The sequence below is a fragment of the Pseudomonas sp. BCRC 81390 genome, assembly GCF_030341915.1.
GTDB lineage: Bacteria > Pseudomonadota > Gammaproteobacteria > Pseudomonadales > Pseudomonadaceae > Aquipseudomonas.
The window spans coordinates 1-15,278 of sequence record NZ_JATAAG010000029.1 but is presented as its reverse complement, the minus strand read 5'-3'; the positions used below and the strand labels follow the sequence as shown (position 1 = coordinate 15,278).

9 protein-coding genes and 2 rRNA genes are annotated in these 15,278 nt (G+C 60.4%); 6 read left to right on the top strand and 5 right to left on the bottom strand.

What is annotated here, in order from left to right; translation table 11 throughout:
* Positions 1 to 2,294 (bottom strand): retention module-containing protein (locus QSV36_RS12290; RefSeq protein WP_289131872.1); only part of this gene is annotated, 2,294 nt, incomplete at its 3' end.
* A 1,002-nt stretch (positions 2,295 to 3,296) separates the two neighbouring features.
* Here QSV36_RS12290 and QSV36_RS12285 point away from each other — a divergent pair.
* On the top strand, positions 3,297 to 5,453 hold the full coding sequence (locus tag QSV36_RS12285) for a type I secretion system permease/ATPase (protein ID WP_289131871.1): 2,157 nt from the start codon (positions 3,297 to 3,299) through the stop codon (positions 5,451 to 5,453).
* Between the two features lie 7 nt (positions 5,454 to 5,460).
* Positions 5,461 to 6,819: an HlyD family type I secretion periplasmic adaptor subunit gene (locus QSV36_RS12280; RefSeq protein WP_225780777.1), complete on the top strand. Its 1,359-nt coding sequence runs from the start codon at positions 5,461 to 5,463 to the stop codon at positions 6,817 to 6,819.
* 84 nt (positions 6,820 to 6,903) lie between these two features.
* Here QSV36_RS12280 and lapD read toward each other — a convergent pair whose 3' ends face one another.
* Together lapD and lapG are read right to left on the bottom strand one after the other, a co-directional pair.
* A complete protein-coding gene (gene lapD / locus QSV36_RS12275) occupies positions 6,904 to 8,850 on the bottom strand; it encodes a cyclic di-GMP receptor LapD (RefSeq protein WP_289131870.1) in 1,947 nt (648 codons plus the stop codon).
* Between the two features lie 10 nt (positions 8,851 to 8,860).
* Positions 8,861 to 9,622 (bottom strand): cysteine protease LapG, encoded by a 762-nt coding sequence (lapG, locus tag QSV36_RS12270; RefSeq protein ID WP_289131868.1) that lies wholly within the window; start codon positions 9,620 to 9,622, stop codon positions 8,861 to 8,863.
* A 202-nt stretch (positions 9,623 to 9,824) separates the two neighbouring features.
* Between lapG and QSV36_RS12265 the strand changes: the two genes are divergently transcribed.
* The 4 genes from QSV36_RS12265 to QSV36_RS12250 all read left to right on the top strand — a co-directional run bounded on the left by QSV36_RS12265 (position 9,825) and on the right by QSV36_RS12250 (position 14,696).
* On the top strand, positions 9,825 to 10,514 hold the full coding sequence (locus QSV36_RS12265; protein WP_289131867.1) for a GntR family transcriptional regulator: 690 nt from the start codon (positions 9,825 to 9,827) through the stop codon (positions 10,512 to 10,514).
* Between the two features lie 109 nt (positions 10,515 to 10,623).
* Positions 10,624 to 11,133 (top strand): sigma-70 family RNA polymerase sigma factor, encoded by a 510-nt coding sequence (locus QSV36_RS12260; protein WP_289131865.1) that lies wholly within the window; start codon positions 10,624 to 10,626, stop codon positions 11,131 to 11,133.
* The gene (locus QSV36_RS12255; RefSeq protein ID WP_289131863.1) at positions 11,130 to 12,086 is read left to right on the top strand and encodes a FecR domain-containing protein; all 957 of its coding nucleotides are present in this window, start codon (positions 11,130 to 11,132) and stop codon (positions 12,084 to 12,086) included. The genes QSV36_RS12260 and QSV36_RS12255 overlap by 4 nt, the downstream gene beginning before the upstream one ends.
* 195 nt (positions 12,087 to 12,281) lie before the next feature.
* Positions 12,282 to 14,696, top strand: a complete 2,415-nt coding sequence (locus QSV36_RS12250) for a TonB-dependent siderophore receptor (protein WP_289131874.1) — start codon at positions 12,282 to 12,284, stop codon at positions 14,694 to 14,696.
* A 109-nt stretch (positions 14,697 to 14,805) separates the two neighbouring features.
* Here QSV36_RS12250 and rrf (QSV36_RS12245) read toward each other — a convergent pair.
* Positions 14,806 to 14,921, bottom strand: a 5S ribosomal RNA gene (gene rrf / locus QSV36_RS12245).
* A gap of 109 nt (positions 14,922 to 15,030) precedes the next feature.
* Positions 15,031 to 15,146, bottom strand: a 5S ribosomal RNA gene (gene rrf, locus QSV36_RS12240).
* Positions 15,147 to 15,278 lie beyond the last annotated feature (132 nt).

Below are 15,278 nucleotides of genomic sequence, written 5' to 3'. Positions count from 1 at the left end.
GTCAGCTGTTCGAAGTTGCCACCGGTCGCACCGGTAATCGTGGTGCTGACGGTCGAGCCATTGTTGTAGACGTCGTTCGCCGGGGTTTCGAAATCGACACTGCCCTGGGTCTTGCCGGCTTCAACGGTAATGGTCTGGCCGTTGGACAGCGTCACGGTCACCGGGGTCTGGGCAGGGTTGCTCAGGGTCACGGTGTAGGTAATCACGCCACCTTCGGTCACCGACGGCGTCGCCGTCAGGGTCGCTGTGGTGACATCGACCGAGTCGTTGATGGTGGTTTGAGCCGGGGTCGGGTTCGGCGTCAGCTGTTCGAAGTTGCCACCGGCCGCACCGGTAATCGTGGTGCTGACGGTCGAGCCATTGTTGTAGACGTCGTTCGCCGGGGTCTCGAAGTCGACGCTGCCCTGGGTCTTACCGGCTTCAACGGTAATGGTCTGGCCGTTGGACAGGGTCACGGTCACCGGGGTCTGAGCCGGGTTGCTCAGGGTCACGGTGTAGGTGATCACGCCACCTTCGGTCACCGACGGCGTCGCCGTCAGGGTCGCGGTGGTGACATCGACCGAGTCGTTGATGGTGGTTTGAGCCGGGGTCGGGTTCGGCGTCAGCTGTTCGAAGTTGCCACCGGTCGCACCGGTAATCGTGGTGCTGACGGTCGAGCCATTGTTGTAGACGTCGTTCGCCGGGGTCTCGAAGTCGACGCTGCCCTGGGTCTTGCCAGCTTCAACGGTGATGGTCTGACCGTTGGACAGCGTCACGGTCACCGGGGTCTGAGCCGGGTTGCTCAGGGTCACGGTGTAGGTAATCACGCCGCCTTCGGTCACCGACGGCGTGGCCGTCAGGGTCGCAGTGGTGACATCGACCGAGTCGCTGATCGTAGTCTGGGCCGGGGTCGGATTCGGCGTCAGTTGCTCGAAGTTGCCACCGGTGGCACCAGTAATCGTGGTGCTGACGGTCGAGCCATTGTTATAGACATCGTTCGCCGGGGTCTCGAAGTCAACGCTGCCCTGGGTCTTGCCGGCTTCAACGGTAATGGTCTGCCCGTTGGACAGGGTCACGGTCACCGGGGTCTGGGCAGGGTTGCTCAGGGTCACGGTGTAGGTGATCACGCCACCTTCGGTCACAGACGGCGTCGCCGTCAGGGTCGCTGTGGTGACATCAACCGAGTCGTTGATCGTGGTTTGAGCCGGGGTCGGATTCGGGGTCAGCTGTTCGAAGTTGCCACCGGTCGCACCGGTAATCGTGGTGCTGACGGTCGAGCTATTGTTGTAGACGTCGTTCGCCGGGGTCTCGAAATCGACACTGCCCTGGGTCTTACCGGCTTCAACGGTAATGGTCTGGCCGTTGGACAAAGTCACGGTCACCGGGGTCTGGGCAGGGTTGCTCAGCGTCACGGTGTAAGTGATCACGCCACCTTCGGTCACAGACGGAGTGGCCGTCAGGGTCGCGGTGGTGGTATCGATGGTATCGGTAATCTGGGTAACCGTCGGCGTCTGCGGCACGGTCACCGTCAGTCCGTTACCACCGCTGGTACCCGTCACTGTCGCCGAAATCTGGCCACCGTCGATGTACGGGGTATCGTTCGCGGGCACTACCACGCTGACGCTACCGCTGGTCTGCCCAGCGGGAATGACGATCACTGCACCGTTGGACAGGGTGACAACCAGGTTGCTGGTCGGCGCCTGACCAACCGTGGCGGTATAAACGATAACGCCACCCGCTTCGCTGATTGAAGGGGTAGCGCCAAGAACCAGGCCAGTAGCGACGTTGGCTTCCGTGGTCGGCGTAGTCACGAGGGTATTGCTGGTGGTGTCCAGCACGCCAACGTATTCATCACCAGACGCGGCGGCGAAGCCCAGCCCCTCTGTCTGGAAGCCGACGGTAGGATCAACCCGGCCCGCGGTTTCCTCGAGCATGACGAAGCTGTGACCACCGCCCAACGCGCCACCACCGCCCGCTGCCGATGGGCCAGCCGCAGTCGCTTCGAGCGCGGTAGTCGGGTCGACACCAGCCGCGATCGCTTGCTGCAGCTCTTCCACCGAAGGTGCAGCCTGGGCAGTCGCCTGGCTAAGGTCAGCGCTGCTGTCCGGCGCATCAGCGCTCCACTGGCTGTCGCGGCCCAAGTCGAGCAGACGGCCATCGGCAAGTTCCAGAGTGACCGCGCCACCCGGGCCGGTGAGAACTTCCTCACCCGCCAACAGACGGTCACCTTCGATCAAGACACGCCGGATGCCCTCTGGGGATACCGCAATAACCTGGCCGACAATACTTTTGACGATGGCTACAACGCTGCTCATTGGACTCTCCGTGTGACCCGATGGGTACTTCCCTGCCAGAGCGGCACTCGCAAGCCACTTCAGGCGGAACTATGTCGATGATCTCTTGACGCTTTCTCGCGTCAATATTTCGTCTACAACGATTTTTGGGCGTACAACTGCCAAACTATTGACCTTATACATGCCATCCTAAACAATCGGCAATGTAATGTCACATTGATATTTGAACCTTAGCCAACCGTTTCTCGAGAACAACTGCCGCACGTCATCAAAAGCGCGCGCGACAGCCTCTTCAAGTACTGTTTCATGTATTTGGATAGCCACCGAAATGGCGCCAGCCAAACCGTTCATCGGGATCTGTATTGGAGGGAGGCGCCAATATTCTGGATGACTTTCCCCAACCCGTGCCACGGAGGGAGGACAAGCATAAACCTTGCCGAATGGCAGGCTGATACGCGCCGCAAGCCAAGCGGAATCGGGTTCGCAGGCAAATTCGTTCGGCAGCCACCCGCAGCACTGCTTAACCCGACGCGACGATTTGCGTCAGATCAAAGAGATAAAAAAGAACCGTACGGATACTACGAGCTCAACCGGACAACGCATTGCGCATTGCCACAACCAGGCCTGATGGAAGCCAGCGGATTGAGTACATGAATTTTGACTAACTAGATGTCGAAAACCGTCAACATGCCAGCGCCTGATTAATGACAACGTTAGAGGACTAATCCTATTGCATCCCTGACGCCAACTGTCTGGCAGGCTATGCTGGAAATCAGCCCTCGCTTTTACGCTGAATGTTTCAACAATGAAACAACCATGAGGCATCGTCGCGCAGGAATGAAGACCGTAGAATTGTTTACTCAGTATCGATTCGAGGCGACCATTGGCCGGTTGCCCGGGCATCAGGCGCCGCAGCCCTCGTGAAAGCTGCCTGGCAGCAGTATTTGAAACGCCAAGGTGAGCCAGTCGACCTCAACGGCCGATCACCCTTCCCACCCACCACAAGGATGAAGAGAGCGCCGCGTGGAATCCGAAGTCAGTCGAGTCCAACTCAGCCACGATCCACGCAGTCAGCATGACGATCCCCTGCTGGATAGTCTGCTGAGCCTGTGTGTCCTGCATCAAAAGCCTGCCAGCCGGGTCATGCTGACCACCGGCCTGCCGCTGCCAGCCCAGCGCCTGAGCCCCGAGCTGCTGCCTCGTGCTGCCGCCAGAGCCGGGCTGCAGGGGCGCCTGTTGCAGCGCAAGCTGGAGCAGATCCCGAGCATCGCCATGCCGGCCATGCTGTTGCTAAAGGAAGGCCGCAGTGCCGTCCTGCTGGGCTGGGAAAACGAAGACACTGCACGTCTGCTGCTCAGCGAGAGCGACGGTGGCGAGGTCCATGTCAGCCGCGAAGCCTTGCAGAGCGATTACAGTGGCCGGGTGTTCTTCGCCCAGCCGCAGCACAAGTTCGACGTCAACCACGGCAACCTCATCCCGCGAGCGAAATCATGGTTCCGTGACACCTTGCTGCGCAGCAAGTGGCTATACATCGATGCGATCGCCGCCAGCCTGGTGATCAACCTGATTGCCCTGGCCGCCCCCTTGTTCGTGATGAACGTGTATGACCGGGTAGTGCCCAACCAGGCCACTTCGACCCTTTGGGTACTGGCCATCGGTATCGCCGGCGCCTATATCTTCGACCTTATCCTGAAGGGCCTGCGTGGCTTGTGCCTGGACCTGGCGGGCAAGAAGACCGACCTGATCATCTCGGCAACCCTGTTCGAACGTATCGTCGGCATGTCGATGAAGTACCGCCCGGCCAGGGTCGGCAGCTTTGCCCAGAACATTCACGAGTTCCAGGGCCTGCGCGACTTTCTCGCCTCGCTGACCCTTACCAGCCTGATCGACCTGCCGTTTACCGTCCTCATCCTGGTGGTCATCGCCGTCATTGGCGGGCACCTGGTGTGGATCCCGATCATCGCCTTCCCACTGGCCCTGGGTATCGGTTATGCCCTGCAGCGGCCACTGATGGCGACCATGGAGCGGACCATGGCTCTGGCCTCCGAGCGCCAGTCCAGCCTGATCGAGACGCTGGCCGGCCTGGATGCGGTCAAGGTCAACAATGCTGAAAGTGAACGCCAGTACCTGTGGGAGCAGACCTTGGGTACCCTCAGCCGCCTGGAACTGCGGGTGAAGTTACTGTCGAGCCTGGCGATGAACATCACCCTGCTGATCCAGCAACTGGCAGGGGTGGCGATGATCTGCGTCGGCGTTTATCTGATCATCGACGGTAACCTCAGCATGGGCGGCCTGGTTGCATGCTACATGCTCAGCGGCCGTGCCCTCGGCCCGCTGGGCCAGCTCAACGGCTTGCTCGCCCGCTACCAGCAGGCCAAGGTGACCATGGTCTCCACCGACCACATGATGGAGCTGCCACAAGAGCGCAACTTCGAAGAGCGCCCGCTGAGCCGCAAGGTGCTGCAGGGCAGCGTCGAGTTCCGCGGGGTTGACTTCACCTATCCGAACCAGCAGAACCAGGCCCTGAAGAACATCAACCTGACCATCCGCCCCGGCGAGAAGGTGGGCATCATTGGCCGTAGCGGCTCGGGCAAGAGCTCGCTGGCCAAGCTCATTGTCGGCCTCTACGAGGCCGATGGCGGGTCGCTGCTGGTCGACGGCGTGGACATTCGCCAGATCGACGTCAGCGAACTGCGTCACAACATTGGCTACGTGCCGCAAGACATCCAGTTGCTGGCGGGCACCTTGCGCGACAACCTGGTCAGCGGCGCCCGTTACATCGAGGACGAGTTGATCCTGCAAGCCGCCGAACTGGCGGGCGTCCATGAGTTCGCCCGGCTGCACCCGGACGGCTACGAACTGCAAGTAGGTGAACGTGGACAGAACCTGTCCGGTGGCCAGCGGCAGAACGTCGCCCTTGCCCGTGCCCTGCTGCTCAACCCGCAGCTCCTTCTACTGGACGAGCCGACCAGCGCCATGGACAACACCGGTGAAGAACGCCTCAAGCAACGCCTGCAAGCAGTGGTGGAAGGCAAGACCGTGCTGCTGGTCACGCACCGTGCCTCGCTGCTGTCGCTGGTAGACCGGCTGATCGTGATCGATCGCGGGCAGATTGTTGCCGACGGCCCCAAGGCCGCGGTCATGGATGCGTTGAAGAAGGGGCAGATCAGTGTTGCATAAGCTGGATATGGGGCAATTCAAGGATGGCCTGCGCCGCTATTTCAAAGGCTCCGACTCACTGGGCGGCCAGCCCCTGCCCGAGGTAAACAAGGCCCTGATCGAGGACGCACCGCGGGTCGTGCGGCTGACCATCTGGGGCGTGATCCTGTTCTTCGTGTTTCTTATCGTATGGGCCAGCGTCGCCCCCATCGATGAAGTCACGCGGGGCGAAGGCAAGGCCATTCCGTCATCCAAGGTACAGAAGATCCAGAACCTGGAAGGCGGCATTGTCGCCGAGATTTTCGCCAAGGAAGGGCAGATCGTCGAAGTGGGCCAGCCATTGTTGCGCCTCGATGAGACCCGCTTCGCCTCCAACGTTGGGGAGACCGAGGCCGACCGCCTGTCCATGGCCCTGCGGGTTGAGCGCCTGAGTGCCGAAGTTGAAGACCGCCCTCTGAAGATCGACGAAGCGCTGCGCAAGGCCGCACCAAGCCAGGCCGCCAGTGAAGAGTCGCTGTACCAGAGCCGGCGCCAGCAACTGCAGGATGAGATCGGCGGCCTGCAACAACAGCTGGTACAGCGCCAGCAGGAGCTGCGTGAATATAGTTCCAAACGCGCCCAGTACGCCAACAGCCTGGAGCTGCTGCGCAAGGAAATCAGCATGTCCGAGCCGTTGGTGGCTACCGGTGCGATCTCTCAGGTCGAAGTGCTGCGCCTGCGTCGTGCCGAAGTGGAGAACCGTGGCCAGCTGGATTCCACCGCGCTGGCCATCCCGCGGGCGGAAGCGGCAATTCGCGAGGTGCAAAGCAAGATTGAAGAGACCCGCGGCAGATTCCGCAGCGAAGCGCTGACCCAGCTGAACGAAGCACGTACCGAGTTGAACAAGGCCACTGCGACCAGCAAGGCCCTGGACGATCGGGTCAACCGTACCATGGTCACGTCGCCAGTGCGCGGCATCGTCAAACAGCTGCTGGTCAACACCATTGGCGGGGTCATCCAGCCTGGCAGCGATATACTCGAGGTGGTGCCATTGGACGATACGCTGGTCATCGAGGCGAAAATCCTGCCCAAGGACATCGCCTTCCTGCACCCGGGGCAGGAGGCGACGGTCAAGTTCACGGCCTATGACTACACCATCTACGGTGGGCTCAAGGCGAAACTCGAGCAGATTGGCGCCGATACCATCACCGATGAAGACAAGAAGACCACCTACTACCTGATCAAGCTGCGTACTGACCGCAGCCACCTGGGAACTGACGAGAAACCGTTGCTGATCATTCCGGGGATGGTGGCCACGGTGGACATCATGACCGGCAAGAAGACCATCATGAGCTACCTGCTCAAGCCGATCATGAAGGCGCGTTCAGAGGCGCTGCGCGAGCGTTGATGGCCTAGTTCGCGGTAGGAGCGGCCCATTTTCGACACAAGGCCGCTCCGGTAGCGCATCGTTCCTCGGGATACCTGCAAGCTGTCAGCGCCAGGGCGCAGGCTCGCCGACCAACTGCCCCTGGATTCCGCCCACACCCATCTCGCGCAACACCAACCGCTCCCCTTCCGTCTCGACCCGCTCGGCAATCAGCGGCAGGTCAATGCTGTGTGCCGCGCGCTGGATCGCCTCGATGAACAGCCGCTTGTGCTGCTCATGGTCGATGTTGCGGATATAACTGCCGTCGATCTTCAGGTACGCCAGGCCCAGGTGCGCCAGGTTGCCGATCATGCTGAAACGCCCGCCAAAGCGTTGCAGTGCCAGACCGAAGCCAAGCGCGTGCAGGCGTCGGGTCAGCTGTTCCAGAGCTGACTGCTCGGGCAGTTGCTCTTCGCCGATCTCGAAAATCAGCCGCGGCCCCAGCACTGTATGCTGGCTCAGCAATTCGAAGACACGTTGCAAGGCCTTGGGGTCGGCCAGGGTCGCTGCAGACAGGTTCAGCGCCAGCACCTGGTCATGCCCGCGCAGGTGCGCAAGCACTTTCTCCAGCACCAGCACATCCAGTCGTGGCATCCAGCCGAAGCGTTCCAGCCAGGGCAGGAAGCGGCCTGCCGGCAGCGCATCGCCCTGGCCGTCCTGCAAGCGTGAAATCACCTTGTGGTGCAGCACCCGTTGCCCAGTGCCGCAATCCACCACCCGCTGGAAGAACAGCTCGAAACGCCCGCCGATGAACGCCTGGTCGAGCCGCTCGTGCCAGGCATGCTGGCTGTCGGCCGCCACGGCTGCAACGCCCTGTTCGAGGCAGACCCAACCCGGCGTCGGCTGGTTCTCGGCGCGGGCCAAGGCCTCATCGGCAAGCTTGAGCAGTGCCTGCGGTGAATCACCTGGGCTGTAGGGTGCCAGGCCGATGCAGGCAACCGGGTCGATGTCACTGGCGCCCGTCTCATGCAGGCTGTGCAAAGTCGCTTCCAGGGCCTGCGCAAGATGCACCGCCTCTTCATGCACCATGCCTGGGGCGAGCACGGCAAACTCGCCACCCCGGCTGCGGGAGATCAGGTCGTTGGTTTCCGGGTAACTGGCACAGGTGCGGCGCAACTGCTCGCCCACGGCCTGCAGCAACTGGTCGGTACGCTGACCACCAAGGCGGGCGTTCAACCCTGCCAGCCCCTGTACCCGCAGCAACAGCAGGTAGCCAGCGCGCGCTTCTTCCAGGTTGCTTACACGGGTGTTCAGCTGCATCTCGAAATAACGCCGGTTGGACAACCCGGTCAAGCTGTCCTGATAGGACTCGGCACGCAGCCGCTCACTGCGCTCGGCCTGTTCGGTAAACAGGGCCTTGAGCTTTTCGACCATCTGGTTCATCGCCTGCACCACGCGGCGCAGCTCGGGCGTACGCGGCAACTCTGGCAGGCTGAGGAATTCGCGGCGGGCAATAGCGTGGGACTGCTCGACCATATAATCCAGCGGGCGCAACTGGCGGCGCAGCAGCAAGGCGCCGAGCACCGCACTGGCCGCGCCACACAGCAGCAACCAGCCCAGGCTGCCCAGGGCACTTTGCCAGAGCTTGGCAATGGCGAACATCGGGTGGCTGATCACTTCAACACGTGCGGCCTGCTGCCAACCGCGGCTGACGATGGCATCGCCACCGGCGGCTTCCAGGCCGATCAGGCGTATGAACCAGCGTGGCACACCGCCAGGGTCCGGTTCGGCATGGCGTTCCACCAGTACCGCATTGGAGCCCAGGTCGATGACCTTGATGCTCGCGTAGTAACCGCTGTCGAAGATTGAACTGACCATCAGTTCCACCATCGCCGGGTCGTCGATATTCGGCGTCAGCGACAGCGCCAGCGCCGTCGCCGCGTCCTGGGCGTGCGAGCGCAACTGGTTGACGTACTGGCTGCGCGAACTTTCCAGGCTGACCATGAAACTGCCACTGAAGGCGACCACCAGGAACAGGCAAATGGCCAACAGCAATTGTTTGAACAATGACATCTGTGCTCCTTCAGTAAACCGGCTCGGCCGGGAACCCTTCGGCCTGCATTTTCTTCAACAGATCCTGCCAGCGTGACAGCCGCTTGGTATCGCCGACCTTCTTGTTACCAGCGGCCCCCGTCAGCCACAGCCCCTCGCCATTGAAAGCGTAAACCGGCAGCAGGTCGGTACGCTGGCTCGCCGGCTTGATGGCGTCCATCAGGCTGTCGAGCACCAATGGCTGTGCCTGTGGGCTTGAATAATAGGTCAGGACCATATGCGCCCGGTTCTGCCGCAACGCCTTGACGTAGGTGATACGCAGTTTCTCGCTGGGGATACCCATGCGCCTCAGGCTGAAATACTTGGCGATGGCGTAGTCCTCGCAGTCCCCTGCACCCTTGATCAGCGCCTGGACCGGTGTAGCCCAGTAATCGACCTCGTGCCACAGGTCGATGTCCTCGACATAGCGCAGTTGCTGGTTGAAGAAGCTGTTGACCACCTGCAGCCGCTCGAGCTCCGTACCCTGCTTCTGGGTAGCCATCAGGTTCTGCCAGGCATCGATACGGCCCTGCCCGCTCCCCAGCGGGCCATACAGGGCCTGCGACTTGCGGCTGATCTGGGAAAAGTCCCAATCCGCGTGCAGTCCGCCCAGCAGCAAACTGCCCAGCAGCGCAGCAAGGCCGATACGTTGCACAACGGATTTGAGCATCCAGGATACCGCCACTGCGAAGCCCTGTTCCGGCCTGTCGAAAGCAGCGATGGTGCGGCTTGCAGCGGCAAAAAACAATGGCACCCTGCAATCATGCATCCACTTGTCAGACGACCTACACTTTCTAGTTATAACCTTCTATGGAGCGCTTCCTTTGCCCGGCGTCTTCATCCACCATAGCCGCGCTTTTGGGGCGTCCGTTCCACTGAGGTGCGGGTTTGATACTCCCGAGAGCTCTACTAGTGTCATTGGATCCAAGTTTAGTCATCGTTGAGGCAGACGTCGCGTGGCCCAGAAAATCAAATTGAGCAATGTGCTGGCCAGCGAGCAGCTGTTGCCGCACCAGGCCCGTGGAGTGATTGAAGAACGCCTGCGCAGCGCCATTCTTGATGGCCGTTTGCCCGCAGGTACTGCCGTGCGACAACAAGAGCTCGCGACCTTGTTCGGCGTCAGTCGCATGCCGGTGCGCGAGGCCCTGCGCCAGCTCGAAGCTCAATCATTGTTGAAAGTCGAGATGCACAAGGGCGCAGTGGTTGCGCCGTTGATTGGGGAGGACGCGGTGGATACCTATGCCCTGCGCGTCCTGCTTGAGACCGAGGCGCTGCGTCAGTCCATCCCGTTACTTGATGCCAGCGACATTGCCAGCGCCCGCGGGTATATCCAGCAACTGGAGAACGAAACCCGGCATGCCGAAATCGGCCGTCTCAACCGCCTGTTCCACATGTCGTTGTACAACAAGGCACCTAACAAGAAATTGCTGCGTTTGATCGAAGACGAATTGAACGAAGAAGAACGCTTCCTGCGGTTCCATCTTTCTACCATGGGCTTGGGCAAGCTTACCCAGGACGATCACAACGCACTGGTGGATGCCGCCAGCGACAAGCTGGTAGATGAAGCGATAGCGGTACTGGAAAGGCACCTCAATACCGCAGCACGGGTAATCCGCACGTACCTGGATACCCAGTTGGGGCGTTAACCGGGCGTTGACTGCAAGCAGGGGGCAGCCATGGGTTGCAAATTGATTCGCCACTGCCAACAATGAGACTAATTATCATTCATGTCCATTGACGGCAGTGTCCCCGCCCATGCCCAGCAACGATTCCTTGCAAACGCTCTACAGTGACCACCACAGCTGGTTGCATGCCTGGCTGCGCAGCACGGTGGGCAATGCCGCCGATGCCGCGGACCTGGCCCAGGACACATTCGTGCGCCTGCTCCAGCGGCGTGAACACCTGCAACTGAACACGCCACGGGCCTTCCTGCGGACAGTCGCGCGTGGACTGGTGATTGATCACTGGCGACGCGAGGAACTGCACAGAGCCTATCTCGAGGCGCTTGCCCATATGCCGGAAGCGCAAGCCCCTTCGGCCGAAACCCGGGAGCTGCTGCTGGAGTTGCTGGAGCGCATCGCGCGCATGCTCGACGGCCTCAAGCCCAAGGTACGGCGTGCATTTCTGCTGGCCCAATGCGAGGGGCTCAAGCACCAGGCCATTGCCGAACAGATGGGAATCTCGGTGCGTACCGTGGAGCGCTACATCGCCGATGCGCTCTACCATTGCTACCTGTTGCGCTACACGGACGAGTGCGATCGATGAGCGCCGCACAACCTGATGCAACGTCGGTCAAGCAGGCCATCCAGTGGATGCTGAAACTGCGCGAGAACGGGCATGACCCTGCACTGCAGCAACAGTGTGCGCAATGGCGCAGCGCCCGCCACGAAAACGAACAGGCTTGGCAACGGGTGATTCACCTGCAACAGGAACTGGACCTGCGCACCATTCCAGGAGCCGGGTTGGCCTTGCAGACCCTGGAGAGCAGCCAGCGCCGCCTGCATCGCCGGCAGGCCTTGAAGCTGCTTGGCGGAGTGGCAATGCTGGGTTCAGCGGCATGGCTGGCCAACGACCTTGACGCCACCAGCAGTTGGACGTCGGACTATGCCACCGGCACCGGCGAAAGGCGCACCTTCCGGCTTCCCGATGGAACGCTGCTGCAACTGAATACCCGCAGTGCGGTAGACCTGGCTTCCACTGAGCGGCAGCACCTGCTCCGCCTGAAGCAAGGGGAGTTGATGATTACCTGCAACCCGCAGCGGCAGCTTCTGGTACAAACTCGCGACGGGTTGCTGGAAGTGTTCGGCGGACGCTTCGTGGCACGCCAGGACAGCGATTGCACGCGGGTGAGTGTCAGCCATGGCAGGGTCGCGATACATCGGCCTGACCAAGCCCCTACCGAGTGGATCGAAAGTGGCCAAAACTGGCGCCTGGATGCGCTAGGCGCCTACCGGCTCGACCAGGTGGACATGGATGGGATGGCCTGGACGGAAGGGCTGATCGTCACCCGCGACATTCGCCTGGCCGACTTTCTCACGCAGGTCAGCCGTTATCGCCACGGTTACCTGGGCTGCAGCGATGACATCGCCAACTTGCGCATGTCAGGCGTATTCCGCCTGGATGATCCGGAGCAACTGTTGCTGGTACTGCCACGGACACTGCCTGTGCAGCTTCGCCAACTCACACGCTGGTGGGTGCGTGTGGAGGGGTTGGCCTGACTTGGTAGTGGCTGTTGCCTTCATGGCCGCGACGCGTCCCTACAGCTTTTTTGACGGGTTTTGGCTACCGGTCCGGCAAGGACAGTAAGCGATCCTCCCGCCCTCACTCTTGATGGACCCATCATGCCTACCGCCCATACGAACACGCGCCTACTCAATGCGAATGATTTTCGACCTGTCTTAGACTCAACCCTGCTGCGCAAAGCCGTCAGAGCCGCCCTGTTTGGTACTGCGTTAGGGCTGACAACAGCCATGCCGGTATCTGTGGCAGCTGAAACTGTCGAACTCAGCCCACGTTATGCAATCCCGGCTGGCCAGCTGGATGATGTGCTCAATCAGTTCGCCCGACAGGCCGGCATCACGCTCTCATTTACGCCGCAGCTCACGCAGGGTTTGCAATCCAACGGCCTGCAGGGGCAATACCCTACCGACAAGGCACTGCGCCAGTTGCTCAATGGCAGCGGCCTGGAGGCGGTCAGCCAGGATGGGCGCAGCTATGTATTGCAAGCACAGCCGCAAGGCGCAGCATTGTCGTTGCCAGACACCGATGTCCGCGGTTTCACCCTGGGCAATGCACTAGGCAGCATGGACGGTTACAACGCTACCCACAGCCAGGTAGCCACCAAGACGAGTATGCCGTTGGTAGAGACATCTCAATCAGTCTCGGTGGTTACCCGTCAGCAGATAGAGGACCAAGGCTCACAGACGGTTGCCCAGGCCATGCGCTATACGCCCGGGGTACTGACCAATCCCTACGGTGCGACTCACCGCTACGACTATGTGGCCATGCGTGGCTTCAATGACGGCTCGGTGGACAATATCTATGTCGATGGGCTCAAGTCGATGGGGGACAATGGTACCTACAGCACCATGCAGGTGGACCCGTACTTCCTGGAACGAATAGACATCCTGAAGGGGCCTTCTTCGGTGTTGTATGGCCGAAGCTCACCCGGAGGCCTGGTCGCCCTCACCACCAAAAAGCCGTTGTTTACCCGCTATCGTCAGGTTCAGGCAACGGTCGGTACCCAAGGCCAGCGCGGCATGGGCTTCGACTTCAGTGGCCCTGTGGATGACGACAAGCGCATTGCTTACCGCCTGACTGGCCTTGCGGATGCTTCCGACACGCAGTTCGACCACAACAAGGAAGAACGCTACGCCATCGCGCCGGCAATCAGCATGGATTTCAGCGAGGACACCTCGCTTACCTTGCAGGCCTACCTGCAACACGACCCCAACGGCGGATACCACGGCGGCAACCCAGCAGATGGCATGCTGCACAAGCGCAACGGCTTGCGCCTGTCGGACCATTTCTTCGAGGGCGAGCCGGGTATCGACAACTATGAGCGCACCCAGCAGTCGTTCAGCTACCAGTTCGAGCACCGCTTCAACGACGTGTTCACGGCGCGGCAGAATTTCCGCTACCAGGATTCGGACGTGTCGATGGACCAGGTGTACTCCGCCGGTTGGGCGGATGCCGACAGTAATATCCTCAACCGCGCCTACACCGGCGGTGATGAGCGCCTGCATTCGTACATCATCGACAATATGCTGCAGGCGGAATTCTTTACAGGGGTCGCCAAACATACCTTGCTGCTGGGCGCCGACTATCAACGACGCAAGGCCGATGTGGCCTGGCGTTACGGCACAGTCGACCCGCTGGATGCCGGAAGCCCGCAGTACGGCAATGGCAACCTGCAGGTGCTGGGCGAAAATCGCTACCAGCGGCGTTTGCAACAAACGGGCGTGTACATGCAGGACCTGGTGGAACTGGACCAGTGGCGCTTGTCCATGGGGTTGCGCCAGGATTGGGTGAAGGTGTCCGAGGAAAACCGCGATAGCAACAGCAAGGTCAGTGACCAACGCTCCAGGTTCAGTACCCGCGCCGGAGTGCTCTACCTGTTCGAAAACGGCATTGCGCCTTATGTCAGCTACTCGGAGTCGTTCAATCCTAATACCGTTTCCGACCAGAACGGTCGCCCATTGGCACCGACCGAGGGCACCCAATGGGAGGCCGGTCTCAAGTATCAGCCACCCGGCAGCGACAACCTGTTTACCGCATCGTTGTTCCGCATCGAGCAGGAGAACCTGGCGTCCAAGCAGCCTGACGAAGATTTCTATCGCCCTGTAGGCCAAGTACGCTCGCAAGGGCTGGAGTTGGAGGCCCATATGCAGCTGACCGACAGCTTGAAGTTGCTGGGCGGCTATACCTTCACCGACATCGAGTACACCAAGTCCATGCCCAGCCTTGTATCCGGCAACCTGGACAACAAGGGTAATTCGCCAACCCAGGCGCCGAAACAGATGCTCTCCCTTTGGGCTGACTACAACTTCCGGCAGGGGCCTCTGGATGGCCTGCGACTGGGCGGTGGGGTGCGATATGTGGGGTACAGCTGGGCCGATGCGGAAAACAGCATGAAAGTGCCCGCCTACACCCTGTTCGACGCCTCGATCGGCTATGACCTGGGCAAGCTCGGCCTTCAAGGTGTAGATGTTCGCCTCAACGCCAACAACCTGACCAACGAGAGCTATATCACCTCGTGTGCCAGTTTGGACTACTGCTACATGGGTGAAGAACGCAATGTGAGTGCCACCGTCAGCTATCAGTTCTGACCTCGCGGTAGCCGCACGCTCCTATACCGGTATCGCCCTGGCTTTAGCGTTATGGCCTGGAAAAGACAAAGCCCCTGTCTGCAGCGCAGACAGGGGCTTTGGGTTTGAATCTTGACGATGACCTACTCTCACATGGGGAAGCCCCACACTACCATCGGCGATGCATCGTTTCACTGCTGAGTTCGGGATGGGATCAGGTGGTTCCAATGCTCTATGGTCGTCAAGAAATTCTGTGTGCTGGCCCGTCCATCGGACGTGCCTGCGAATCTCTGTAGTTCCTACTTAAAGACAAAACCCCTACCTGCGTGCGCAGATAGGGGTTTTGCGAAATGAATCTTGACGATGACCTACTCTCACATGGGGAAGCCCCACACTACCATCGGCGATGCATCGTTTCACTGCTGAGTTCGGGATGGGATCAGGTGGTTCCAATGCTCTATGGTCGTCAAGAAATTCTGTTGCCAGAATGTCTTGGTAGACACTCCAGCCAATCCGGATATGTGATGTTCGTGGTTCGTTGCGAACTTTCGGTTCGTATCATCTTCACCACCGCAATCTGCGTCAGCAAATTGCTTGGGTGTT